The following is a 23,472-nucleotide window of genomic DNA, read 5'->3' as shown; positions in this document are numbered from 1 at the left end:
CGCTAGGAACGGCGCGTTTCCGGAAGCGGCGCGAGGTGTAAACGCTCCGTGACATCGACCTCTCGCCTCACTGGTTCCGGCTGTGAGACGTGAGGCGCGTCTCGGCATTCGGACCGAATGTTCAGTTATCGGACATCTGGCCTATGGTGGCCTGTACTCATCTTTCGGACGCCTGTCAACGCGGGGTCCAGAATGCGAAAGGCACCAGCACCCATGGCTACACCAGCGGTGGCCGAGCCGTCTGCGCAGAATCCGCAGAATTCCGGCCAGCAGCAGGCAGGGAACACCCGCGGACGGGTGATCTTCTCGAGCCTGATCGGCACCACGATCGAGTTCTTCGACTTCTACGCTTATGCGACCGCGTCGGTCCTCGTCTTCCCCAAGCTCTTCTTCCCGAGCGCGTCGGACATCAACGCGATCCTGTCCTCGTTCGCGATCTTCGGTGTCGCGTTCGTGGCACGGCCGGTCGGCTCGATCATCTTCGGCCACTTCGGGGACAAGCTCGGCCGCAAGGGAACCCTCGTCGCGTCCCTCCTGACCATGGGCGTCGCGACCTTCCTGATCGGTCTCCTGCCGCCGGCGGCGACGCCCGGCTGGGTCGTGCTCGCGCCGCTCCTGCTCGTCGTCTTCCGCTTCCTCCAGGGCCTCGCCCTCGGCGGGGAGTGGTCCGGCGCGGCGCTGCTCGCCACGGAGAACGCGCCCGCGAACAGGCGCGCCGTGTGGGGCACCTTCCCCCAGCTCGGCGCGCCGATAGGCTTCATCATCGCGAACACGATGTACGTGATCATGAACAGCTTCCTCACCGCGAAGCAGTTCGAGGACTTCGGCTGGCGCATCCCGTTCCTCTTCAGCATCATCATGGTGGCGCTCGGCCTGTACGTGCGTCTCAAGCTCGTGGAGAGCACGTCGTTCCGCAAGGTCGTCAAGGAGGAGAAGGTCGCCAAGGTGCCGCTCGCCGCGACGTTCAAGCACCACTGGCGCGCCGTCATCGCCGGCACGTTCATCATGCTCGCCACTTATGTGCTCTTCTACCTGACCACGAGCTTCACCCTCACCTACGGCACCGCGACGGACAAGGTCGACGTGGCCCGCGCAGCAGCCCAGAAGGCCGGGCAGAAGTTCGATCCCGCCTCGTTCGTGCCGGGCCTCGGCATCGACCGCGGCCTCTTCCTGTGGATGCTCATCATCGGCGTCGTGTTCTTCGGCATCTTCACCGTGGTCTCCGGCCCGCTCGCCGAGAGGTACGGCCGCCGCAAGTTCCTCATCTGGGTCACGGTCGGCATCCTCGTGTTCGGCGCCGCATGGGGCTTCATGTTCGGTCCCGGCACGGCCGCAGCCATGGTGGGCCTGATCGTGGGCTTCACCCTGATGGGGCTCACGTTCGGCCCGATGGCGGCCATCCTCCCCGAGCTCTTCCCCGCGAACGTCCGCTACACGGGCTCGGCGATCGCGTACAACCTGTCCTCGGTGCTCGGCGCTGCCCCGGCTTCGTTCGTGGCGATTGCGCTCTGGCAGTTCGGCAAGGGCAGCACGGTGTGGGTCGGCGTGTACCTGGCCGTCGCCGCGGTGCTCACGCTCGTCGCGCTGCTCCTCACCCGCGAGACCAAGGACCGCGAGTTCGAGGACAACATCTCGGCCTGACGGCTAGTCCGCTCCGGCCGAGCTCCCCAGCTTTGCCGCCGAGCTCCCCACAACTTCAGTTGCAGACGGCTCGACGCACCGGGAATTCCGGGCGCCGCGCCGCGGGCTGAAGCCGAAAGTTGGGGAATTCGGCGGTGAAACTGGGGAACTCGGTACAACGAAAGGGAGGCCGGCGCTCTGCGCCGGCCTCCCTTTCTGCTGCCTGGGGTTCAGTCTTCGATGCTGGCGATCACGGAACCCGCCGAGACCGTCTGCCCCGGCTCCGCGGTCAGGCCGTGGATGGTGCCCGCGCGGTGCGCCGTGAGCGGCTGCTCCATCTTCATGGCCTCGAGGACGACGACGAGATCGCCCTCCGCGACCTGGTCGCCGTTCGAGACGGCCACCTTCACGATGGTGCCCTGCATGGGCGCGGTCAGGGCATTGCCGCCGGCCGCCGCGGCAGCCCCGCCGCGGGAGCCACGGCCCTTCTTCGACTTGCCCTTGCCGGGCTTCGCGACGACGCCGCCGAGCCCAGCGGGGATCGTCACCTCGAGGCGCTTGCCGCCCACCTCGACGACGACGTTCTGGCGCTCGCCGCCGTCGTCCGTCGCATCGCCAGCGGCGGGCTGCCCGGTCCACGCCGGGATGTCATTGACGAACTCGGTCTCGATCCACCGCGTGTGGACGCGGAAGGGGCCGGACTCGGGGGCGAACGCAGGGTCGCGCACTACGGCTGCGTGGAACGGCACGACCGTGGGCATGCCGGTGATGACAAGTTCGTCGAGGGCGCGGCGGGATCGCTGAAGGGCCTGCTCGCGAGTCGCACCCGAGACGACCAGCTTGGCGAGCATCGAGTCGAAGTTGCCGCTGATGACCTCGCCGGCCTCGATGCCCGAATCCACGCGCACACCGGGGCCGGCTGGGTACTTGAGCGTCTCGACGGTGCCGGGCGCGGGCATGAAGTTGCGGCCCGGGTCCTCGCCGTTGATGCGGAACTCGATCGAGTGGCCGCGGATCTCGGGGTCGTCGTACCCGAGTTCCTCCCCGCGGGCGAGCCGGAACTGCTCCCGCACCAGATCGATCCCCGTGACCTCCTCGGACACGCAGTGCTCCACCTGGAGGCGCGTGTTGACCTCGAGGAAGCTGATGGTGCCGTCCTGGCCGACGAGGAACTCGCACGTCCCCGCGCCGAGGTACCCGGCCTCCTTGAGGATCGCCTTGGAGGACTCGTAGAGCCGCTTGGTCTGCTCCTCGGTAAGGAAGGGCGCGGGGGCCTCCTCGACGAGCTTCTGGTTGCGGCGCTGCAGCGAGCAGTCGCGGGTCGAGACGACGACGACGTTGCCGTGGGAGTCTGCGAGGCACTGGGTCTCGACGTGGCGGGGCGCGTCAAGGAAGCGCTCGATGAAGCACTCGCCGCGGCCGAACGCCGCAATGGCCTCGCGAACGGCCGAGTCGTAGAGCTCGGGGATCTCCTCCATGGTGCGGGCAACCTTGATGCCGCGCCCGCCGCCGCCATACGCGGCCTTGATGGCCACGGGCAGTCCGTATTCGCGGGCGAACTCAACGACTTCGTCCGCCGAGCCGACCGGATCCTTCGAGCCGGGTACCTGCGGTGCTCCGACCTTCTCGGCAATGTGGCGGGCGCGGACCTTGTCGCCGAGGGCCGCGATGGCGTCGGGGGACGGGCCGATCCACGTAATGCCGGCGTCGAGGACGCGCTGGGCGAACTCGGCGTTCTCCGAGAGGAAGCCGTAGCCGGGGTGGATGGCATCCGCACCGGAGGCGCGCGCAGCATCGAGGATCTTGTCCATCACCAGATAGGACTCGGCCGCCGTCGTCCCCCCGAGAGCGAAAGCCTCGTCGGCCAGGCGTGCGTGCAGTGCGTCCCGGTCCGGGTCGGCGTACACGGCCACTGAGGCGATGCCCTCGTCGCGCGCCGCGCGGATGACGCGAACGGCGATCTCGCCGCGGTTGGCGATGAGGACCTTCGTGATGGGCTTGCTTCCAGCATTGGGGGACAAGGCAACTCCGTTCTGTACTCCCGTGAGCCTAGCGCTCCTTTGGTGGAATCGCCCATATTGGTGGCGATTTCAGCGGGGGAGGGGCCGATCCTTTGTGGACCTTCTACAAATCTCCCCAGAAGTCAGTGAGCCGCACGCCAGCCTCCGCGAAGAGCGAGCGCAGCGTCGACACGGACAGGCCCACCACCGTGTGCGGATCTCCGTCGACCCGGGCGAGGAATGCGCCGCCGAGCCCGTCGATCGTGAACGACCCGGCGCAGTGCAGGGGCTCGCCCGTCGCCACATACGCGGCGATGTCGTCGTCGGACATCTCGGTGAACTCGACCCCCGCCGAGGAGAGCCGCCCCGATCCCGCGCGCGAGTCGCGGCAGTCGACGAGCCAGTGCCCCGTGTGCAGGACACCCGCGCGGCCGCTCATGGCCCGCAGCCGCTCGGTCGCCACGTCGGGGGTGTAGGGCTTGCCGAGGGCGTCGCCGTCGAACTCGAAGACCGAATCGCAGCCGAGGACGAAGGCGCCTGCGGCGTCGGGCAGTGCGGCCACCGCCTCGGCCTTCGCACGGGCCAGCAGCAGGGCGGTCTCGCCGGGCGTCGCGTCCGGATGCGAGGCGGCAAGCGCCTCCTCATCCACCTCCGAGACCACGATGCTGTGCGGAATCCCGGCCTCCGTCAGGAGCTTCGTCCGCGCGGGCGACTTCGAGGCCAGGATGAGTGGAATCACGTGGTCAAGCCTAGTCCGGCCGACGCCTCATGATGGCGGGCGCCGTAGCGCACGTACCAGATGAGCATCAGGAGCATCGCCACGATGTAGAACGAATGGAGCACCCAGATCGGACCGGCCGGGAGGCTGAAGACGTAGATGGAGTGGACGGCGTTCCCCACGTTGCCGAGGAGGAGGTTCGAGAGGCTGTAGGACCGCAGGTCCTTGGTCCGCGCCGCCTTGACCAGCATCGGGAGGTTGCTGGATGCGAAGAGCACCGTGGAGATGATGCCTGCGAGGACCGGGAGTTCCATGGCTCCACGGTACGAATCGGGGAGAGGCCGCCGCGTCGGGAGAAATGCGCAATCTCGCCGCGGTCCTCAGGTGCAGACTGGGCAATTCTGCGCAGTCACCATGCGACGGTGCCCGCGAGCCCGTGCTCGAAGGCGTACGCGGCTGCGGCCGTGCGGGAGGGGAGCCCGAGCTTCAGCAGGATGTTGCTCACATGGCGCGCCACGGTCTTCTCGCTGAGGAAGAGCTCGGCGGCGATCGCGCGATTGGCCGCGCCGGAGGCCACGAGGGCGAGCACTTCGAGCTCGCGGGGGCTGAGCGGCCCGGGGTCGGGGGCTGGCGGCTCCGCGAGGAGGGTGGGGGCTGGGAGGGCAGCGGACGACGACGGCGCAAGCCGGCTCAGCTGGTCGAGGTCCGGGGCTGCGCCCAACTCGGCGAAGATGCGCCCCGCGCCAGCCAGCTCCAGCCGAGCCGCGTCCTCGTCGCCGAGGGCGCCGAGTGCGCGTCCCTTGAGGACGAGCGACCGGGCCGCCTCGTAGGGCGCGTCCAGCTCGCACCATCGGCGCCAGGCGGCGGTTGCCCGCTCAAGCCCCTCTTCGGCCCTGCCCTGAGCGAGCAGGACGGCGGCTGTGGCGTAGTCCGAGAGTGCTTGAAGCCATGGCATGGGGCGGGCGGCAGTCAGCGCGGCCAGTTCCTCGGCAGCGTCGTGGGCGGTGGAAGCATCCCCGGCCGCGAGGCCTGTCTCCACGAAGGCAGGCAAGAGCAGCCGGCGTTCGGTGGGGCCGACGCCGTGGGCCGCCCGATGGAGCATGGACAGCGCCTCGCCGGGGCGGCCCTGCGCCAGCCTGAGCAGCGCCCATCCAGGCTGCGGTTCGTAGCCAGAGCGCCGGGCCTGCTCATAGGAGACGTCGGCGGCGTCGAAATGACCGCGGAGGCGCTGGATCTCGCCCTGCTGGTAGTAGGCGCCGTAGCGGGCCGAACGGTCGCCGGCCTTGAGCATGCTCACTGCCTGGCGGGCAGCCTCCTCCGCCTCGTCCCAAGCGCCATGAAGGCAGAAGAGCTCGGCCCGGTGGTAGTGGCAGCGGCCGCTGAAGGCGACGAGGCCCCCCTGCGAGAGGCGCCAGCGATCCAAGGCGCTGGTCCACTCCTGGGCCCGAGCCACATCGAACGCGAGCTGGCAGCTTTCGATGACCGAGCAGTAGACGATGCCGGACGCGAAGGCGCCGACCTCTCCCGACATCACTGCCACCAGCGCCTCGTCGAACAGCTCCATGCCCTCTTCGATGCTGCCGAGCTTGACGTGGGCCTGGCCGCGCCCGAGATGGCAGAGGGTCGTGATCTCCGGATCCTGCCCGGAGCTCGCAAGGTTCTCTCCGCGGCGGAAGAGGTCGAGGGCGTCCGCCGGGTCACCGCCGTAGAGGGCTTCCTGCGCCTGGGGGAAGAGCGCGAACGCCTGCTCTGGGACGGACTCGTCGAGCTCGTCGAGCAGGTGGAGCGTCCGGCCGAGCCATCCCGAGGCCTCGGCCGGCTCGTCCGCGGCCATGAAATAGATGCCGAGCCACGCGGCGATCCGTGATGCGGTGCGGACGTCGCCCACGAGGAGGTACTCCTCGTGGGCGTGCGCCAGATGACCGATGCCATCGCCGAAATGCCCCATGAGGATGGCCACGGTGCCCAGCCGCAGCAGGTCTTCGGCGGCGAGACCCGAGTCCCGTTCGGCCTCAGTGAGCTCCTCGAACGCGTCCTGCCACCGGCGCGCGGCATACGCCGTGCGTCCGCGGTCCACAGCGCTCGACGTCGACACTGAACTCTCCGGGCTGTCCGCGCTCCCCCTGGGCGCGCCTTGCGGTCAGGATAGCCCCGGCGGCGCGCGCTTGCTAGCGTCCCGCGGGTTCGGGCTCCCGATGCTTCGGGTGGTGCGCCGCCGTCGTCCGTTCGAGCTTGGCGCCCTCGATGTCCAAGTCCGGCAGGATCCGCGTCAGCCAGCGCGGCAGCCACCACGCGGAGCGCCCGAGGAGGCGCATGACGGCGGGAACCAGGGTCATGCGGACCACGAACGCGTCCAGCAGCACGCCGAGCGCGAGGGCGAAGCCGAGCGGACGGATCATCGTCAGGTGGCTGAAGATGAAGCCCGCGAAGACGCTCACCATGATGATGGCGGCCGCGGTCACCACTCGGGCGGCGTGGCGGAAGCCGGTCTTCACGGCGAGGTGCGCCTCCTGGCCGTGCACGTACGCCTCGCGGATGCCGGACGTGATGAACACCTGATAGTCCATCGCGAGGCCGAAGAGGATGCCGATGAGCAGGATCGGCAGGAAGCTCAGCACCGCGCCGGGGTGCGTTACGTCGAACACCGGCCCGAGCCAGCCCCACTGGTACACGGCGACGACTGCGCCGAACGCCGCGCCGAGGGAGAGCAGGAAGCCACCCGTGGCGAGGAGCGGCACCAGGAGCGAGCGGAACACGAGCAGGAGCAGCACGAGCGAGAGCCCGACGACGATCGCCAGGTAGGGCGGGAGCGCGTCAGCGAGCTTCGTGGAGACATCGACGTTCGCGGCCGTCTGGCCCGTGAGGCCGATCGTGGTGCCCGTGTCCGCCTGGATCTGGGCGCCCTTGGCGCGCAGGTCGTGGACCACTTGGACCGTGCTCGCGCTCGCCGGGCCGTCGGTCGGGATGACCTGGAAGACGGCCGTGCGCCGGTCCGGGCTCAAGGCCACGGGGACTGCCGCCGTCACGTTGGCCACCGACTTGAGCCGGTCCGCGACATCGAACTGCTTGGACTTCGCGGCGTTCGCGTCGAGCCCGGCGGGCAGTTCGCCCACCACGATGATGGGGCCGGTCATGCCCTGGCCGAAGTACTTGCCGGTGGCGTCGTAGGCCTTGAAGGCGCTTGAGTCCACGGGTTCCGAGCCGCCGTCCGGCAGGGCGAGGCGGAGCTGCGCCGCCGGCAGCGCGAGCGCGCCGAGGAGCACAACCGATGCGACAAGTGCGAGCCACGGGTGCTTGGTGACCCAGCCGCCCCAGCCGCGCTGCGACTTGGCGAGGTCCTCGCGAGCCTCCTCCTGCTCGTGGTCAGACTTCGCGTTCTTCCTCTCAGCCTTGGCCCACCGCCGCTTGGAGATGATCCGACGGCCGGCGAAGCCGAGGACGGCCGGGAGCAGGGTCACTGCTACCAGCACGGAGACGGCCACCGTTGCCGCCGCGGCCACGCCCATGACGGCGAGGAACGGCAGGCCCGGAACCACGAGGGCGGCCAGGGCGATGATCACCGTGAGGCCCGCGAACAGGACCGCATTGCCCGACGTTCCCGTGGCGAGGGCGATCGACTCGCGAGGGGCCATGCCCTGCAGGAGCTGCGTGCGGTGCCGGTTCACGATGAACAGCGAATAGTCGATGCCCACCGCGAGGCCCAGCATGAGGCCGAGCATCGGCGTGGTGGAGCTCATCTGGATGACGCCCGTCAGCGCGAACGTGCCGCCAACGCCCACTCCCACCCCGATCAGGGCCATGAGCAGGGGCAGGCCCGCCGCGACGAACGTGCCGAGCATGACGAGCAGCACGATCGCGGCGACGATCACGCCGATAGCCTCCGAAGCGCCGAAGAGGCTCGAGATATCCTGCGTGAGCTCCTTGCTCGCATGGGACTGGACGCCCGGCACCGCGGCGGCGAGGTCTTGGACCTTCTGGCGCAGGTCGGCGGGCAGGCCGTCGGTCGACTTCGTGAACTGGACCGTGGCGATCGCGGCCTTGCCGTCGGTGGAGACGAAACGGAGTCCCTGCGAGGCCCGCGCCTGACGCTCCCCGAGCGCAAGCTCAGCCTTTTTCTGCGCAAGCTGCGCGGCGCCGTCGTCCGCCTGCTTCTTGCCCGCGTCGTACTGCGCCTGGCCCGCGGCGAGCTGAGCCCTGCCCGCGTCGAGCTGCGCCTGCGCGGACGCGGTGGCCTGCGTGACGGCGGCCTGCGGGTAGCCCTGCGCCGCGAGCGCCTGCTTCTGCGCATCGAGCTGTGCCTGCCCTGCGTCGAGCTTCGCCTTCGAATCGGCGAGCTGCTGCGCGGACGCCGCGAGCTGCTGCCGGCCCGCAGCGAGTTGGGCCTCGGCAGCCGCAATCTGCTTCTGACCGTCCGCGATCTGCGCCGCGGCGGCATCAAGCTGGGCCTGAGTGGAGAAGGGATCGGTGGCGTTCTGAACGCCGTCGAGACCCTTGATCTTGTTCAGGGCGTCGGTGATGCCCTTCTTCTGGTCCGCCGTGAACGGTGCGTCCGGCGATTCGAAGACGATGCTGGCGCTGCCACCGGAGGACGACGGGAGGTCCGTCTTGAGCTTGTCCGCCATCCGCTGGGTCTCCGTGCCCGGGATCTGGAACGTGTTGCTCAGCGCGCCGTGGAACGCCAGAGCGGAGCCGCCGACCGCGAGGAGGACCACAATCCACGCGGAGAGAACGAGCCAGCGGCGATCGTACGCGAACCGGCCGAGCCGGTAGAGGAGGGAAGCCATGATGCCTTCTTGGGGGTGGCGGGGGTGGGTGAGAAGGGGGGTGGGTGAGAAGGGGTTAGGAGGTCTTGAAGCCGGACTTGAGGTGTTCGAACGAAGTCACCAGGAGCTCGCGGAGGCGGCTGAGGGACGACGGCGAGAGGTCGCCTCCGCGCTCGGCCAGCCACACCTCGAGCGCCGCCTTGCCGCAGGACATGACGCAGCCGGCGAGGGAGTGGACGTAGATGGCGTCGAGCGTGTCGCCCTCGCGCTCGCGGATGGCAGCCACGATCTTGTCGCTGCACTCGTCGAACGCCTGGAGCTGGAATCGCGTGACCGGATCGTGGCCGTGCGAGACGAGGAACGACTGGGCCATCGGCTCGATGAGCTTGTTGTCGGCGAGGGCGAGGAGGATCTGGATGGCCGATTCGAGGAGTGGTTCCCCCCGGGGGCGGTCCCGGAAGCGCTCGAGGGCGGCATCGAGGAAGCCGAAGGTCGGGGCCGCGAGGGCCTCGTCGGCGCTTGAGAAGTAGTTGAAGAACGTGCGGCGCGAGACGCCGGCGGCGTCGGCGATGTCTTCGACCGTGAACTCGCCCAGCCCACGCTCGCGCGCGAGCTGCACGGTGGCCTCGACGATCGACTCCCTCGTCGCGGCCTTGTTCAGCTCGCGTCGGGACGGGCTCTCGAGTGGTGTCACCCCATTACACTAAGTGCAACTTTGCACTGAGTGCAAACTTGAGACTTCGGCTCTCACCTCCCCTCCCTCCTCCCCTCATCGACTGCTCCGGAACTGTCGTTTTGACCGCCCAAAACGACAGTTCTGGAGCAGTCGATGCCGGGACGCGGAAGGGGCCGGTGCCGTCAGGGGTGCGGCCCGGAGGGGGGCCGCAGCGGGTGTCAGTGGGCGGCGACCAGAGCGTCGTCGTCCGTCGCGGCCTCGGAAGCCGTGTCCTCCACGAACGCGCTGCGCGAGCGCTCGGCGTTGTACAGGCCGAGGTCCAGGATGCCCTGGCGCTTCGCGACGATTGTGGGCACGAGCGCCTGACCGGCCACGTTGACCGCGGTGCGCCCCATGTCGAGGATCGGGTCGATCGCGAGCAGGAGGCCGACGCCGGCGAGCGGCAGCCCCAGCGTGGACAGCGTGAGCGTGAGCATGACGACGGCGCCCGTGGTCCCCGCGGTCGCGGCGGAGCCGAGGACCGAGACGATCACGATGAGCAGGTACTGGCTGAAGTCCAGGTGCAGGCCGAAGAACTGGGCCACGAAGATGGATGCGACCGCAGGGTAGATGGCAGCGCAGCCGTCCATTTTGGTGGTCGCGCCCAGCGGCACGGCGAAGGAGGCGTATGCCTGCGGGACTCCGAGGTTCCGCTCCGCGACGCGCTGCGTGAGCGGCAGCGTGCCGATGGAGGAGCGGGACACGAAAGCGAGCTGAACGGCGGGCCAGACGCCGGAGAAGTACTGCTTGATCGAGAGCCCGTGGCTCTTCACGAGGATCGGGTAGAACACGAACAGCACGAGGACCAGGCCGACGTAGATGGCGATCGCGAACTTGCCCAGGGCACCGATGGTGTCCCAGCCGTAGGTGGCCACGGCGTTGCCGATGAGGCCGACCGTGCCGAGCGGGGCCACGCGGATGATCCACCAGAGGACCTTCTGGATGACCTCGAGCGCGGAGCGGGTGAAGGAGAGGAACGGCTCGGCCTTGGCGCCGACCTTGAGGACCGCAATGCCCACGGCGATCGCGATGACCAGGATCTGCAGGACGTTGAAGCTCACGCTCGTGGTCACCGCACCGCCGTCCGCGACGGTCGAGCTGGCACTCAGGCCGAGGAAGTTGTGCGGGAACAGCCCGGTGAGGAAAGCCCACCAGTCGCCGGTCTTGCCGGCGTACTTGGCCTGCTGCGTGATGCCCGTCCCAGCACCCGGTTGGAACAGAAGGCCGAGGCCGATGCCGATGAGCACCGAGACGAGTGCGGTGATGGCGAACCACAGGAGGGTGTTCCACGCGAGCTTGGCGGCGTTGGACACCTGGCGCAGGTTGGCGATCGAGCTCACCACGGCGGTGAAGATGAGGGGCACGACGGCGGTCTGCAGCAGGGCGACATAGCTGCTGCCGATCGTGGAGAGGGTCGCGCCAAGGCCGTTGGGCTTGGCAGAGGTGCTGCCGGTGTACTTGGCGATGAGGCCGAGGATGAGGCCGACGACGAGGGCCGCAATGATCTGCGTCCCGAACGACGTGGCCCACGCCGGGAGGCGGCGCGTGCGGGTGCTGGTTGATGTGCTCACCGCAGCACAATAGGATGCGGGCGTATAACACATCGAATCTCTGTTGAGAAATATTACTTAAACGCGGTGATGCGGGATTCCGTAAATCCCCGGAATCCCGCACCACCGCAGGGAATTGTTACATTATTCCCTTTTCAGATGTGATTTATATCTCAGGCGAGGAGCGCGCGGCGGAGGGTGTCGAGTCCAACCGAACCGAGGTTGAGGGCCCTCGTGTGGAACTCCTTGAGGTCGAACTCGCGGCCCTCGGCTTCGGCGCGTGCGGCGAGGTCGGACCGGATCTGCTCCCACAGCCGCTGGCCGACCTTGTAGGACGGCGCCTGGCCCGGCCATCCGAGGTACCGGTGGAATTCGAAATCGAGCTGCCCTTCGGAGATCTCCAGATTGGCCCGGAGGAAGTCGTAGCCCTTCTCTGGGGTCCACGTTCCAGCACCCCAGCGCTCGGGCACTTCGAGCTCGAGGTGGACACCGATGTCGAACACCACTCGGGCCGCTCGCATCCTCTGCGCATCGAGCATGCCCATCCGGTCGCCGGGATCGGCGAGGTATCCGAGCTCGTCCATGAGCCGCTCCGCGTAGAGCGCCCAGCCTTCGCCGTGGCCGGAGACCCAGCAGATGAGGCGGCGCCAGCGGTTGAGCAGCTCTCGCCGGTAGACCGCCGTCGAGCATTGCAGGTGGTGACCCGGGACGCCCTCGTGATAGACCGTCGTCGTCTCCGACCACGTGGTGAAGGAGTCCTCGCCCTCCGGCACCGACCACCACATGCGGCCGGGCCGGGAGAAGTCGTCCGAGGGTGCGGTGTAGTAGATGCCGCCGTCGTGGGTCGGGGCGATCCTGCATTCGAGCTTGTGCATCGGCTCGGCGATGTCGAAGTGCGTGCCTGCCAGGTCGTTGATCGCCCGATCGGACAGGCCCTGCATCCATGCCCGCAGCGCGTCGGTCCCCTTGAGCTGACGGGCCGGGTCCTCGTTGAGCGCCTTCTTGGCCTCCTCGATGCTGGCGCCCGTCTTGATCTGCTCGGCGACGGTCTCCTGCTCAGCGATGATGCGGTCGAGTTCCGCGACGCCCCACGCGTAGGTCTCCTCGAGGTCCACGGTCGCGCCGAGGAAGCGGCGCGAGGCGAGGGAATAGCGTTCGCGCCCCACGGCGTCCTTCTCGGGAGCCTGCGCCAGGAGCTCGCCTTGGAGGAATTCCGCGAGCTTTCCGTAAGCGTCTGCGGCGGCGGCACACCCAGCCGCGAGGGCGGCGGTGAGGTCGTCGGGAAGCGGTGAACCGCCGTCGAGCTTCGCGTCGGCTGCCAGACGCGCGAAGAATCCTGTGCCCTCGGCACCGTACTGCCGAGCCTGCCCGACGACGGCGCGAACCTGGCGCGCGGCCGCAACCTTGCCGCTGGCCGCGGCGCTGCGCAGTGACTCAATGTAGCCGTCGATCGCGGCGGGAACGTTGGCGGCCCTGCCCGCGATGTGACTCCACTGCTCGGCCGTCTCCGTGGGCATGAGGTCGAAGATCGCGCGGATGTTCTGGGCGGGAGAGTCGATGTTGTTCAGCTCGGCCACGGTCCAGCCGCTCTCGAGCTCCTCGATCTCGAGCCCGAGCCGCTCGCGCATCGCGTCCAGCGTGACTTCGTCGATCTCATCGGTGGGCTCGACCGCGTCGAGGTTCGCCAGCGTCTCACGGAACAGCGCCAGCTTGGCCTCGTGGCCGGCCGGGGAGTAGTCCGGGTACTCGGTCTCGTGGCCGGGAAAGCCGAGTTCGGTGGCGAGCGACGGGTTGAGCTCAAGGAAGCGGTCGGTGAAGGTTTCGGCGACGGCGTCGACCTTCGTCGGGGTGCGATGCAGGTCTGGGGTGTTCTGAGTCACGCCTCCGAGCCTAGCGGCACACCCCGACACGTGAAAGAACCCGTGCAGATTTTGCACCCTCGGTTGCGCCGTCAGCTCCGCAGGGTCCACACCCAGCAAACGTGACGGCGCAAACGAGGGGGACGGGGGGAGACGGGACGGGCGGGAGGCGTCCCGGAGGGTCAGTACCGCCCGCGCCGCTGGTTCATCATGTGCCGCGGGCGGAGGGTCGCGCGGCGGATGCGCTCACGGCGCGTCGGAGCGGCTGGCGCAGCCTCTTCCTCCGAGGAGGAGCCGACGGCGGCAAGCACCGCGGTGAGCGCGGCGAGCTCCTCGGGCGTGGGGTTCCCGCGCGTGACGGAGAACAGGGCCGGAGGGTTCTCGGCTCCGTCGGCTGGGCGTTCCGCGCTCACAGCGGGATGTTCCCGTGCTTCTTGGCGGGCATGGAAGCGTGCTTGTCGCGCAGGGCCCGGAGGCCGCGCAGGAGCTGCACGCGGGTCTCGGACGGCGCGATCACGCTGTCGATGTACCCGAGTTCCGCGGCCTGATACGGGTTGAGGAGTTCCTCCTCGTAGTGGCGGATGAGCTCGGCGCGCTTGGCCTCGACGTCCGCGCCTTCCTGCTGGGCGGCCGCGAGGTCGCGGCGGTACAGGATGTTGACGGCGCCCTGCGCGCCCATGACGCCGATCTGCGCCGTGGGCCACGCGAAGTTGAGGTCGGCGCCGAGCTTCTTCGAGCCCATGACGATGTACGCGCCGCCGTAGGCCTTGCGGCAGATGACGGTGAGCTTCGGAACGGTGGCCTCGGCGTACGCGTACAGGAGCTTCGCGCCGCGCCGGATGATGCCCTGGAACTCCTGGTCCTTGCCCGGGAGGAAGCCGGGGACGTCCACCAGCGTGACGATCGGGATGTTGAACGCGTCGCAGTGGCGCACGAACCGTGCCGCCTTCTCGGACGCGGCAATGTCCAGCGTGCCGGCGAACTGGATCGGCTGGTTCGCCACGATCCCCACGGTGTGGCCCTCCATGCGGCCGTAGCCGATGATGACGTTGGGCGCGTAGAGCGCCTGCATCTCGAGGAACGCGGCATCGTCCAGGATCGACTCGATCACCCGGCGCATGTCGTAGCCGTGGGTCGGCGCGTCGGGGACGAGGGTGTCGAGCGCCAGGTCTTCCTCGGTTTCCTCGAGTTCCTGGTCGGAATCGAGGACGGGCGCCTCGACGAGGTTGTTCGAGGGGAGGTAGTCGAGGAGTTCGCGGACGAACTCGATCGCGTCCTTCTCGTCGGCGGCGAGGTACGTGGCCGTGCCGGTGGTTGCGTTGTGCTGGCGCGCGCCGCCGAGCGTCTCCATGTCCACTTCCTCGCCGGTGACCGTCTTGATGACGTCCGGACCGGTGATGAACATGTGGCTCGTCTTGTCCACCATGACCACGTAGTCGGTGAGCGCGGGGGAGTATGCGGCGCCGCCGGCGCAGGGGCCCATGATGAGCGATATCTGGGGGATGACGCCCGAGGCCGCGACGTTGTTCCGGAAGATGTCCGCGAACATCGCAAGGGAGGCGACGCCCTCCTGGATGCGCGCCCCGCCGCCGTCGTTGATGCCCACGACGGGGCATCCGTTGCGCAGCGCGAACTCCTGGACCTTGACGATCTTCTCGCCGTTGACCTGGCTCAGCGAGCCGCCGTAGACCGAGAATTCCTGGCTGTAGACGGCCACGAGGCGCCCATCGACGGTGCCGTACCCGGAGACGACGCCGTCGCCGAGCGGCTTCTTCTTCTGCATGTTCTTCTGCATGCCGAAAGCAGTGGACCGGTGGACTGCCAGCGCGTCGAACTCGACGAAGGAGTCTTCATCGAGGAGCATTTCAATCCGCTCGCGGGCGGTGTTCTTCCCCCGCGCGTGCTGCTTCTCCACGGCGTCGGGACCGGACGGAAGGAGCGAGGCGGCTCGCCGCTCGCGGAAGTCCGCGATCTTGCCTGCAGTCGTGGTCAGGTCGTGGGTCACGCGCGCTCCAGCTCTCGGTCAGCATTCGGTCAGATGTAGGTTCCGCACAAACTGCGAAGCCGTGAACTAAGTCTAGTAAGCCCTGTTCGGGCCGCTTGTGTAGGAATCCTACAATTTCTCGTTGCCGCAGCGCGTACGACGGCGGCGCGCGGCAAGGCGTCGGCCCGCCTCTTGTTACTCACCAGTAACAAGAGGCGTACACTCACCAGTATGACGACGATCACGTCCGGCGGCATCGGGCCGCGGCCCACCCTCGCCGGCCGAACCCTCCTGATGAGCGGCGGGAGCCGCGGCATTGGACTCGCCATCGCGCTGCGCGCAGCCCGTGACGGGGCCAACCTCGTCCTCCTCGCGAAGACCGCCGAGCCCCATCCCAAGCTCGCAGGCACCGTGTTCGACGCCGCGGCAGCCATCGAGGCCGCGGGCGGACAGGCGCTCCCCATTGTGGGGGATGTGCGCCATGACGACGACGTAGCCCGCGCCGTCGGGAGCGCCGTCGAGCGCTTCGGTGGGGTCGACGTCGTCGTCAACAACGCCTCGGCGATCGATCTCTCGCGCACCGACGCGCTCGATATGAAGCGGTACGACCTCATGCAGGACATCAACGCGCGCGGGACCTTCCTCCTGTCCAAGCTGTCGCTCCCGGCGCTGCGGGAGTCGGCGCGCGCGGGCCGTGGTCCGCACATCCTCACGCTCTCCCCGCCGCTCAACCTCGACCCCAAATGGGCGGGCGAGCATCTCGGGTACACCATGGCGAAGTACGCCATGAGCCTCGTCACCCTCGGCCTCGCGGAGGAGCTCAGAGGAGACGGCATCGGCGTCAACTCGCTGTGGCCCTGCACCCTCATCGACACGGCGGCGATCCGCAACCTCCCCGGGGGCCAGGCGATGGCGCATGCGTCCCGGAGTCCCGAGATCGTTGCAGACGCCGCCCACGCGATCCTCACGAGCGACCCACGCCTCACCACGGGCAACTTCTTCACGGACGAGGAGGCGCTTCGAGGCGCCGGGGTGACGGACTTCTCCCGTTACAGCCTGGGCGCCGGCGAGGAGCAGCTCGTGCGGGACATCTTCCTCTGACAGCTGATTCCGCGCGGCCCGATTCGCCCCCGGGGCAACGCCCTCGCTCGCTAGGATTCCGGTATGGATCACGACACCCCCGTGCAGGCGCCCGCTCGCGGCCCCCTCGACCGATCGCGCCTCGGTGCCGACTTCGTGGTGCGCGCCGGGCTGTCCCGGGTCCAGATCCTCGACGAGATCGGCTCGACCAATACCGAGCTCATGCGCCTGGCCAGCGCCGAGGCAGAGGAATGGGGGGACCTCGCGGTCCTCGTCGCGGAAAACCAGACTCAGGGCCAGGGTCGCCTGCACCGGCCATGGGAGTCGCCCTCGGGGGCTTCCCTCGCCGTCTCGATCCTCCTGCGTCCCCACGGACCGGGCGGCCGCCCCCTCCCGACGCAGTCCTACTCCTGGTTCTCTCCACTCGCGGCGCTGGCGCTGCGGGAGGCTCTCGCCGGCGTGGCGGGGCTCGAATCCGCCCTCAAGTGGCCCAATGACGTGGTGGTCGACGGCCTGAAGGTGTCGGGGATCCTCGCCCACCTCGCGCCGGGAGTGCACGGCGAGCCGCCCGCCGTCGTGCTCGGCACCGGCATCAATGTGTCGCTGACCAAGGACGAGCTGCCCGTCCCCACCGCAACCTCGGCGAGCCTCGCCGCTGGCCGTCCCGTGGATCGGACCGGCCTGCTGATCGCGTATCTCGAGGAGTTCGCCCGCTACTACCGCGGCTTCTGTGCCGTCCACGGCAACGCTGACGCGCCGCTGCTGGGCGGCCAGACGCTGCTCTCGCGGGTTCAGGACGCGACCATCACCCTCGGTCGCAGGGTGCGCGTCGAACTCCCGGGCGGCCGCAGGCTCGAGGGGCGGGCCACGGGGCTCGATGGGCACGGTGCGCTGCAGGTCGTTGAGGACGGCGGCGAGCGGCACGCGGTGTCCGCGGGCGACGTCGTTCATCTCCGCCCAGCCGATGGCGGCTATGCGTAAGCTGCTCGCCCCAGGGGAGCAGGTGATCGTGAATACCCGGCGACATGGTTCCGTGCTCGTGATTCCCGCGGTCGTCGGGGTGCTCGTGTGCGGCGTCGCGTCGTTTGCCGCGGGGTGGCTCAACAAGGGCCATCTGGACACCCTCATCCCGTGGCTCCCCTGGGGCACGGGGCCCTGGCTCTCGCTCGTGCCAGCCGTTCTGGGCGCCTGGATCCTGGTCATCTATCCGCTCCGCCGGCTCGCGGAATGGTCCTCGCTGCACTACATCCTCACGAGCCGACGCGTCCTCCGGAGGCAGCGCGGGTTCCGGCGCCACGATCGCGAACTGCCCCTCGCCATGGTTCAGGACGTTGCCGTCACCCAGTCGATTCTTCAGTCCTTCGCCCACTCGGGTTCGATAACCTTGTCCACGGGGCAGGCGGCAAGCCTCAGGCTCGACGACGTGCCCGACGTGCGCAGCTTCCGCCGGCTCGTGCTGGATGCGATCGACGAATTGCCGGCGGAGTATGGGTTTCCGGGCACGGACGACGGCGCTGCGCCGCGCATGCTGGGCGAGGACTGATGGAGGGCGAAGCGATGGACGACGAGCTGCCTCCCCCCATGCCCGCCGACCTCCCCGTGGGCTCGGGGACCCTCGACGAACTCGCGGGCCCTCTCGAGGACGGCCAGGACGATCCAGCCGCGGGAATCGACTATCGTCGGGCCGCGCGGGCTCTCGAGAACCTTCTGCTCGGCGGCGAGCGGACCCTCAAGCGCCGCGACGTAGCGCAGGGGGTGGGCCTGTCCCTCTTCTCGGCCCGCAAGCTCTGGCGTGCTCTCGGCATGCCGAACTTCACGGACGACGACCTCGCGTTCACCGCCGAGGATCTCGAGCACCTCAAGATCATGCCCAAGCTCGTCCGCGAGGGCGTGCTCACCGAGGACGCGGCGATTTCGGTGACCCGGGCCATCGGACAGATGACGGACCGCATGGTGGTCTGGCAGGTCGAGGCCCTTGTCGAGGACATGGTCGTGACCCACGGGATCTCCGACGCCGAGGCGCGCGTCCGCCTGGTCGCGGAGCTGCCGAGGCTCATCGAGCCCCTCGAGGAGATGCTCGTCTACTCCTGGCGCCGGCAGCTCAGCGCCGGAGTCCAGCGCCTTGCCGTCCGAGCGAAGCAGGGCCTCGAGGCCAGCGAGGAGGGCCGCACCGGCGGCGAGGACGACGCGCCGCTGCCGTTGGCCCGGTCCGTCGGGTTCGCCGACCTCGTCTCGTATACGAGCCTTTCGCGTCGGATGAACGAGAAGACGTTGGCCCGGCTCGTGCAGACCTTCGAGAACAAGTGCGCCGAGGTGATCTCGGTGGGCGGCGGCCGGCTCGTCAAGACGGTCGGAGACGAAGTCCTCTACATCGCCGAGACGCCGACGGCGGGCGCGGAGATCGCCCTGGCCCTTTCCCGGGAGATTGCCGCGGACGAGCGGCTCCCCGAGGGCAGGGTCGCGATGGTGTGGGGCCGGGTCCTCAGCCGTCTCGGCGACATCTACGGGCCCACCGTGAACCTGGCCGCCCGGCTCACCGCGATCGCCGCGCCCGGTCAGGTCCTCGTGGACGACCTGACCGCGGGCGTGCTCGGCGACGACCCGCGCTTCGTGCTCACCCCTCTCGAGGTCCAGAATGTGCGCGGATTCGGCGAAGTACGGCCCGTCGCGCTGGGCAGGGGCGAAGGCACGGGTATCGTGCTCGACTGATGGCTCAATCGAGGGGAGTGCCGATGACCGGCGGCGACGAGGTGTCACGGCGGTCCGCGCGGCCGGTGCTCGATGTGGGCGCCGCCACCGATCGGGGCGAGGTCCGTGAACTCAACGAGGACTCCTATCTGGCCCGCGAGCCGATCTTCGCGGTCGCCGACGGCATGGGCGGGCACGAGGCGGGCGAGGTCGCCAGCGCGCTCTGCGTCGAGAGCCTCGGGCGCGAGGAGACCCTTTCCGGGGGCCGCGCCGTGACCGCCCTGGACGTGATCCTCGCCGTTCGCCGCGCGGACTGGGCGATCCGGGACGCCACCGGCGCGCGGGCAGGCACCACGCTCGCGGCGGCCTTCCTCGCCGAGGACGACGACGGCGCTCCCGCCTGGATCGTGGCGAACGTGGGGGATTCGCGGGTCTACGTCGCGCTCGAGGACGAGTTCGTCCAGATCACGGTGGACCACTCGGAAGTCCAGGAGCTCGTGGCGCGCGGGGAGATCACGCAGGAGGAAGCCCGCATCCATCCGCGCCGGAATGTTGTCACGCGGGCGCTTGGAACCGGATTCGACGCCGATCCCGATCTCTGGCTCCTCCGCGCCGTCGACGGGCAGCGCCTTCTCATCTGCTCCGACGGCCTCACGACCGAGCTCGAGGACCGGGAGATCGCCGAGATCCTGAGGGAGGGCGAAACGGCGCAGGCAGCTGCGGATGCGCTCGTGAGGGCGGCGTTGGAAGCCGGCGGTCGCGACAATGTGACGGTCGTCGTCGTCGGCGTCGAAAGCGTGGGCGAGCAGGCAGGCGAAGAGCCCCTTCCTGTGTCGGAGGGGTAAGGCAAGATAGGACACGTGAGCGCAGAATCCGTGATCCCCGAAGCTGCCACCCCGCCCGCGACCACGTCGGCGACTCCTTCTGCGACGCTTCGCGAGGAGTATGAATCGCTCGCGGAGGAGGTCCGCCGGCACCGGGCGCTGTACTACAACGAGGACGCTCCGGTCCTCTCGGACGCGGAATACGACGAGCTCTTCTGCCGGCTCGAGGAGTTCGAGGCCCTGCACCCGGAGCTGGTCGCGAACGATTCGCCCACCCAGGAGGTCGGCGGGGAAGCGACCGCGGCCTTCGCACCGGTCCAGCACCTCACCCGGATGTACAGCCTTGAGGACGTCTTCTCGGTTGACGAGCTCACTGCCTGGGTCGCCCGGGCCGAGGCCAGCATCGCCGCGATCGGAAATCTCCCGCCGGTGCGCTGGCTCACCGAGCTCAAGATCGACGGACTCGCCATCAACCTCCTGTACCGACGCGGCGAGCTCGTGAGAGCCGCCACGCGGGGGGACGGACGAACCGGCGAGGACGTCACGCACAACGTCTTCACCATCAAGGACATCCCGCGAAGGCTGGCCGGCGAGAATCACCCGGAAGAAGTGGAGATCCGCGGCGAGGTCTACATCCCCACGAAGGCTTTCAACGAGTTCAACGAGGCCCTCATCGAGGACGGCAAGGCGCCCCTCGCCAACCCCCGCAATGCGGCTGCGGGCTCGCTCCGGCAGAAGGATCCGGCGGAGACTGCCAAGCGCCCCCTGAGCATGTTCGTCCACGGCATCGGGGCGCGCGAGGGCATCGGGGTGAAGAGCCAGTCCGAGACGTACCGGCTGCTCAAGGAGTGGGGCCTGCCGACCAGCCCGTACTACGAGGTCTTCGACAGCTACGAGAAGGTCCTCGAGTACATCGAGACCTACCGCGAGAAGCGCCACAGCGTGACCCACGAGATCGACGGGATCGTCATCAAGGTGGACGACTTTGCCACGCAGCGCGCCTTGGGGCACACCAGCCGGGTTCCGCGTTGGGCCGTCGCCTTCAAGTACCCGCCTGAGGAGGTGCACACCAAGCTGCTCGACATCGCGGTCAACGTGGGCCGCACAGGACGCGTCACGCCCTTCGGCGTCATGGTTCCGGTGAAGGTCGCGGGGTCCACGGTCGAGATGGCCACGCTGCACAACCAGGACGTCGTGAAGGCCAAGGGCGTCAAGATCGGCGACATCGTGATCCTCCGCAAGGCTGGGGACGTGATCCCGGAGATCGTAGGTCCCGTCCTTGCTCTGCGTGACCAGCAGGAACCGCCCGTGCGGGACTTCGTGATGCCCACGGAGTGCCCGTCGTGCGGCACGCCTCTCGCCCCCGCGAAGGAGGGCGAGGTGGACATTCGCTGCCCCAACGCGCGGTCCTGTCCGTCCCAGCTTCGGGAGCGGGTCTTCCACGTGGCGAGCCGTGGTGCCTTCGACATCGAGGCACTCGGGTGGGAAGCCGCGATCGCCCTGACGCAGCCCGCCGAACCTGAGGTCCCGCCGCTCGAGAGCGAGGCGGGAATCTTCGACCTCACTCCCGAGGACCTGCGGGACGTGAAGATCCGCCGGGAGAAGCGCTCCAAGGGGGTGGGCACGGGGGAGTGGGAGCTCGTTCCGTACTTCTGGACCAAGCCCACCGCGAAGACCCCGTCCAAGCCGACTGCCAACACGGAGAAGCTCTTCCGCGAACTCGAGAAGGCCAAGACGCAGCCGCTCTGGCGCGTCCTCGTGGCCCTTTCGATCCGTCACGTCGGCCCGACGGCGTCCCGCGCGCTCGCCACCGCGTTCGGGTCGATGGACGCGATCCAGGCCGCCAATGAGGACCAGCTGGCCCACGTGGACGGCGTGGGTCCGACCATCGCTGCAGCCGTCAAGGAGTGGTTCGCCGAGGACTGGCACCGCGAGATCGTCGAGCGCTGGAAACAGGCCGGGGTCCGCATGCGGGACGAGCAGGATCAGTCCATGCCCCGCACCCTCGACGGGCTCACCGTCGTGGTGACCGGTTCGCTCGAGAACTTCAGCCGGGACGAGGCCAAGGAGGCCATCATCCTGCGCGGGGGCAAGGCGGCCGGGTCCGTATCCAAGAACACGGACTATGTGGTTGCCGGGGACAATGCGGGTTCGAAGCTGGACAAGGCCGCGTCTCTGGGCGTCCCGGTCCTCGATGAGGCGAGGTTTGCGGTGCTCCTGGCGGAGGGTCCGGCCGGGCTGGGCGACGGTGTAGCAGGGGACAACGGGGCAAGCGGCGATGATTCGCTCGAGGCCAAGGCCGCCGCGGTGACGGAAGCGGACGAGGACCAGTGAGCATGGAATACAGCGAGCAATTCCTTGCCGAGCTCCTTGCCGTCGCGCGGCGCGCCGCGGCGGCGGGCGCGGATGTCCTGGGAGCGCGCGACGGTGCCCGCCTCGTCGAGGAGACGAAGAGCTCCGGGAGCGATTGGGTCACCACCTTCGATCTGGCGGCGGAGGAGGCAGTGCGCGGCGTGATCGCGATTGAGCGCCCCGACGACATCGTCACGGGCGAGGAGCAGGGAACCACGAGGGTCGCTAGGCCGAGCGGCTTCCGCTGGTCCATTGACCCGCTCGATGGCACCACGAACTTCATCCGCGACATCGTCTACTACGCGACCAGCGTGGCAGTGGCCGATGAGACCGGCAGGTGGCTTGCCGGGGTCGTTCGTGCGCCCGCCCTGCGGCGCGAGTATTGGGCGGTGCGCGGTGGCGGCGCATTTAGGAGCGACGACGGCGGTGAGCCTCGGCTGCTCGATGGCCCCGTCCCAGGCCGCGATTCGGCGGGCTCAGCCCTGCTGGCGACGGGCTTCAGCTACGATCCCTCGGTGCGGGCCGAGCAGGCGCATTTCCTCCCGGGGCTCATGGCAGGCTTCGGCGACATGCGGCGGCTCGGCTCCGCAGCCCTCGACCTGTGCCTCGTTGCAGACGGGACCCATGACGCGTACGGGGAACGCGGACTCAATGAGCACGACTTCGCCGCCGGCGCGCTGATAGCCGAGGAGGCAGGCTGCTGGGTGCGGCGCCCACAGCTCACGAGCCCGCTCGACGGCGGTCCCTCCGATCCCGAGCGGCTTTCGGCATGGACGTGCGCGGGCGGGATCGAGTTCTCCGGCCGCTTCCCGGTCGAGTGAGCCGCGCTCTGACAGTCCGCGAGGCCACTGAAGCGGATTATCCGGAGATCGCCCGCATCACTCAGGCCGCCTACCTCGGTGCCGGCTATTTCGAGGACGCCAATCACCCGTATATGCAGCAGGTGGCTGACGTCGCGTATCGGGCGGCCCGCGGGACGGTGCTCGTCGCGGAGCGAGATGGCCGTCTGGTCGGTTCCGTGACCCTCATGGCGTCGGGCGACGGCTTCGAGCAGGTCGCCCGCGCGGGGGAGTTCGAGTTCCGGCTGCTCGTCGTTGATCCTCAAGTTCAGCGCACGGGCGCCGCGACGGCCCTGGTTGCTGAAGTCGAGGCGAGGGCCAAGCGCGCCGGGGCTTCCGCCGTCGTGCTCACCACCGGCTCGGATTGGGTGGCACCGCACGCGCTCTATGCGCGCCTCGGCTACGCGCGCGCTCCTGAACGAGACTGGCCCATCCCGCACACGGACATCTGGCTCCCGGTATACCGGAAGGAGCTGTAAG

At 68.8% G+C, this 23,472-nt stretch carries 19 protein-coding genes; 9 read left to right on the top strand and 10 right to left on the bottom strand.

Annotation, left to right across the window (positions count from 1 at the left end; translation table 11 throughout):
• Positions 1–213: 213 nt before the first annotated feature.
• Positions 214–1,641 (top strand): MFS transporter, encoded by a 1,428-nt coding sequence (locus E5679_RS08745; protein WP_138414873.1) that lies wholly within the window; start codon positions 214–216, stop codon positions 1,639–1,641.
• 209 nt (positions 1,642–1,850) lie between these two features.
• On the opposite strand, the gene E5679_RS08740 is transcribed toward E5679_RS08745, so the two are convergent.
• From E5679_RS08740 to E5679_RS08695, 10 genes are all read right to left on the bottom strand, one after another.
• Complete coding sequence (locus E5679_RS08740; protein WP_138414871.1) at positions 1,851–3,641, bottom strand: acetyl/propionyl/methylcrotonyl-CoA carboxylase subunit alpha; 1,791 nt, start codon at positions 3,639–3,641, stop codon at positions 1,851–1,853.
• 103 nt (positions 3,642–3,744) lie between these two features.
• Positions 3,745–4,359 (bottom strand): Maf family protein, encoded by a 615-nt coding sequence (locus E5679_RS08735; protein ID WP_138414869.1) that lies wholly within the window; start codon positions 4,357–4,359, stop codon positions 3,745–3,747.
• On the bottom strand, positions 4,356–4,652 hold the full coding sequence (locus E5679_RS08730; protein ID WP_138414867.1) for a hypothetical protein: 297 nt from the start codon (positions 4,650–4,652) through the stop codon (positions 4,356–4,358). Before E5679_RS08730 ends, E5679_RS08735 begins: the two co-directional genes overlap by 4 nt.
• Positions 4,653–4,747: 95 nt before the next feature.
• Entirely contained in the window at positions 4,748–6,433 is a 1,686-nt protein-coding gene (locus E5679_RS08725; protein ID WP_138414865.1) for a helix-turn-helix transcriptional regulator, read from the bottom strand.
• A 73-nt stretch (positions 6,434–6,506) separates the two neighbouring features.
• Positions 6,507–9,122, bottom strand: coding sequence for an MMPL family transporter (locus tag E5679_RS08720; RefSeq protein WP_138414863.1), 2,616 nt, complete (start codon positions 9,120–9,122; stop codon positions 6,507–6,509).
• A 55-nt stretch (positions 9,123–9,177) separates the two neighbouring features.
• Positions 9,178–9,795: a TetR/AcrR family transcriptional regulator gene (locus E5679_RS08715; protein ID WP_138414861.1), complete on the bottom strand. Its 618-nt coding sequence runs from the start codon at positions 9,793–9,795 to the stop codon at positions 9,178–9,180.
• Between the two features lie 200 nt (positions 9,796–9,995).
• Positions 9,996–11,387 (bottom strand): dicarboxylate/amino acid:cation symporter, encoded by a 1,392-nt coding sequence (locus tag E5679_RS08710; RefSeq protein ID WP_249336032.1) that lies wholly within the window; start codon positions 11,385–11,387, stop codon positions 9,996–9,998.
• A gap of 152 nt (positions 11,388–11,539) precedes the next feature.
• The gene (locus tag E5679_RS08705; RefSeq protein WP_138414857.1) at positions 11,540–13,246 is read right to left on the bottom strand and encodes a DUF885 domain-containing protein; all 1,707 of its coding nucleotides are present in this window, start codon (positions 13,244–13,246) and stop codon (positions 11,540–11,542) included.
• Positions 13,247–13,407: 161 nt separating this feature from the next.
• Positions 13,408–13,638, bottom strand: coding sequence for an acyl-CoA carboxylase epsilon subunit (locus E5679_RS08700; RefSeq protein WP_138414855.1), 231 nt, complete (start codon positions 13,636–13,638; stop codon positions 13,408–13,410).
• Positions 13,635–15,230, bottom strand: a complete 1,596-nt coding sequence (locus E5679_RS08695; RefSeq protein WP_138414853.1) for an acyl-CoA carboxylase subunit beta — start codon at positions 15,228–15,230, stop codon at positions 13,635–13,637. Before E5679_RS08695 ends, E5679_RS08700 begins: the two co-directional genes overlap by 4 nt.
• Before the next feature lie 210 nt (positions 15,231–15,440).
• Here E5679_RS08695 and E5679_RS08690 point away from each other — a divergent pair, with 210 nt between their 5' ends.
• The 8 genes from E5679_RS08690 to E5679_RS08655 all read left to right on the top strand — a co-directional run bounded on the left by E5679_RS08690 (position 15,441) and on the right by E5679_RS08655 (position 23,471).
• Positions 15,441–16,310 carry an SDR family oxidoreductase gene (locus E5679_RS08690; RefSeq protein WP_138414851.1) on the top strand — a complete coding sequence of 290 codons (870 nt, stop codon included), beginning with the start codon at positions 15,441–15,443 and terminating at the stop codon, positions 16,308–16,310.
• A gap of 63 nt (positions 16,311–16,373) precedes the next feature.
• The gene (locus tag E5679_RS08685; RefSeq protein ID WP_138414849.1) at positions 16,374–17,270 is read left to right on the top strand and encodes a biotin--[acetyl-CoA-carboxylase] ligase; all 897 of its coding nucleotides are present in this window, start codon (positions 16,374–16,376) and stop codon (positions 17,268–17,270) included.
• Between the two features lie 28 nt (positions 17,271–17,298).
• Complete coding sequence (locus E5679_RS08680) at positions 17,299–17,832, top strand: PH domain-containing protein (RefSeq protein WP_171042299.1); 534 nt, start codon at positions 17,299–17,301, stop codon at positions 17,830–17,832.
• Positions 17,832–18,998 carry an adenylate/guanylate cyclase domain-containing protein gene (locus tag E5679_RS08675; protein WP_138414845.1) on the top strand — a complete coding sequence of 389 codons (1,167 nt, stop codon included), beginning with the start codon at positions 17,832–17,834 and terminating at the stop codon, positions 18,996–18,998. Before E5679_RS08680 ends, E5679_RS08675 begins: the two co-directional genes overlap by 1 nt.
• A gap of 23 nt (positions 18,999–19,021) precedes the next feature.
• The gene (locus tag E5679_RS08670; RefSeq protein WP_171042298.1) at positions 19,022–19,822 is read left to right on the top strand and encodes a PP2C family protein-serine/threonine phosphatase; all 801 of its coding nucleotides are present in this window, start codon (positions 19,022–19,024) and stop codon (positions 19,820–19,822) included.
• A 15-nt stretch (positions 19,823–19,837) separates the two neighbouring features.
• Complete coding sequence (ligA, locus tag E5679_RS08665) at positions 19,838–22,135, top strand: NAD-dependent DNA ligase LigA (RefSeq protein WP_249336031.1); 2,298 nt, start codon at positions 19,838–19,840, stop codon at positions 22,133–22,135.
• A 2-nt stretch (positions 22,136–22,137) separates the two neighbouring features.
• Positions 22,138–22,974 (top strand): inositol monophosphatase family protein, encoded by an 837-nt coding sequence (locus E5679_RS08660; protein WP_138414839.1) that lies wholly within the window; start codon positions 22,138–22,140, stop codon positions 22,972–22,974.
• Entirely contained in the window at positions 22,971–23,471 is a 501-nt protein-coding gene (locus E5679_RS08655) for a GNAT family N-acetyltransferase (RefSeq protein WP_138414838.1), read from the top strand. Before E5679_RS08660 ends, E5679_RS08655 begins: the two co-directional genes overlap by 4 nt.
• Position 23,472: the final 1 nt, after the last annotated feature.

Origin of the sequence: Sinomonas gamaensis (genome assembly GCF_005876955.1) — a bacterium.
GTDB classification, from domain to species: Bacteria; Actinomycetota; Actinomycetes; order Actinomycetales; family Micrococcaceae; genus Sinomonas; species Sinomonas gamaensis.
The sequence above is the reverse complement of the archived record's forward strand: the minus strand, read 5'-3'. Positions and strand labels throughout refer to the sequence as shown.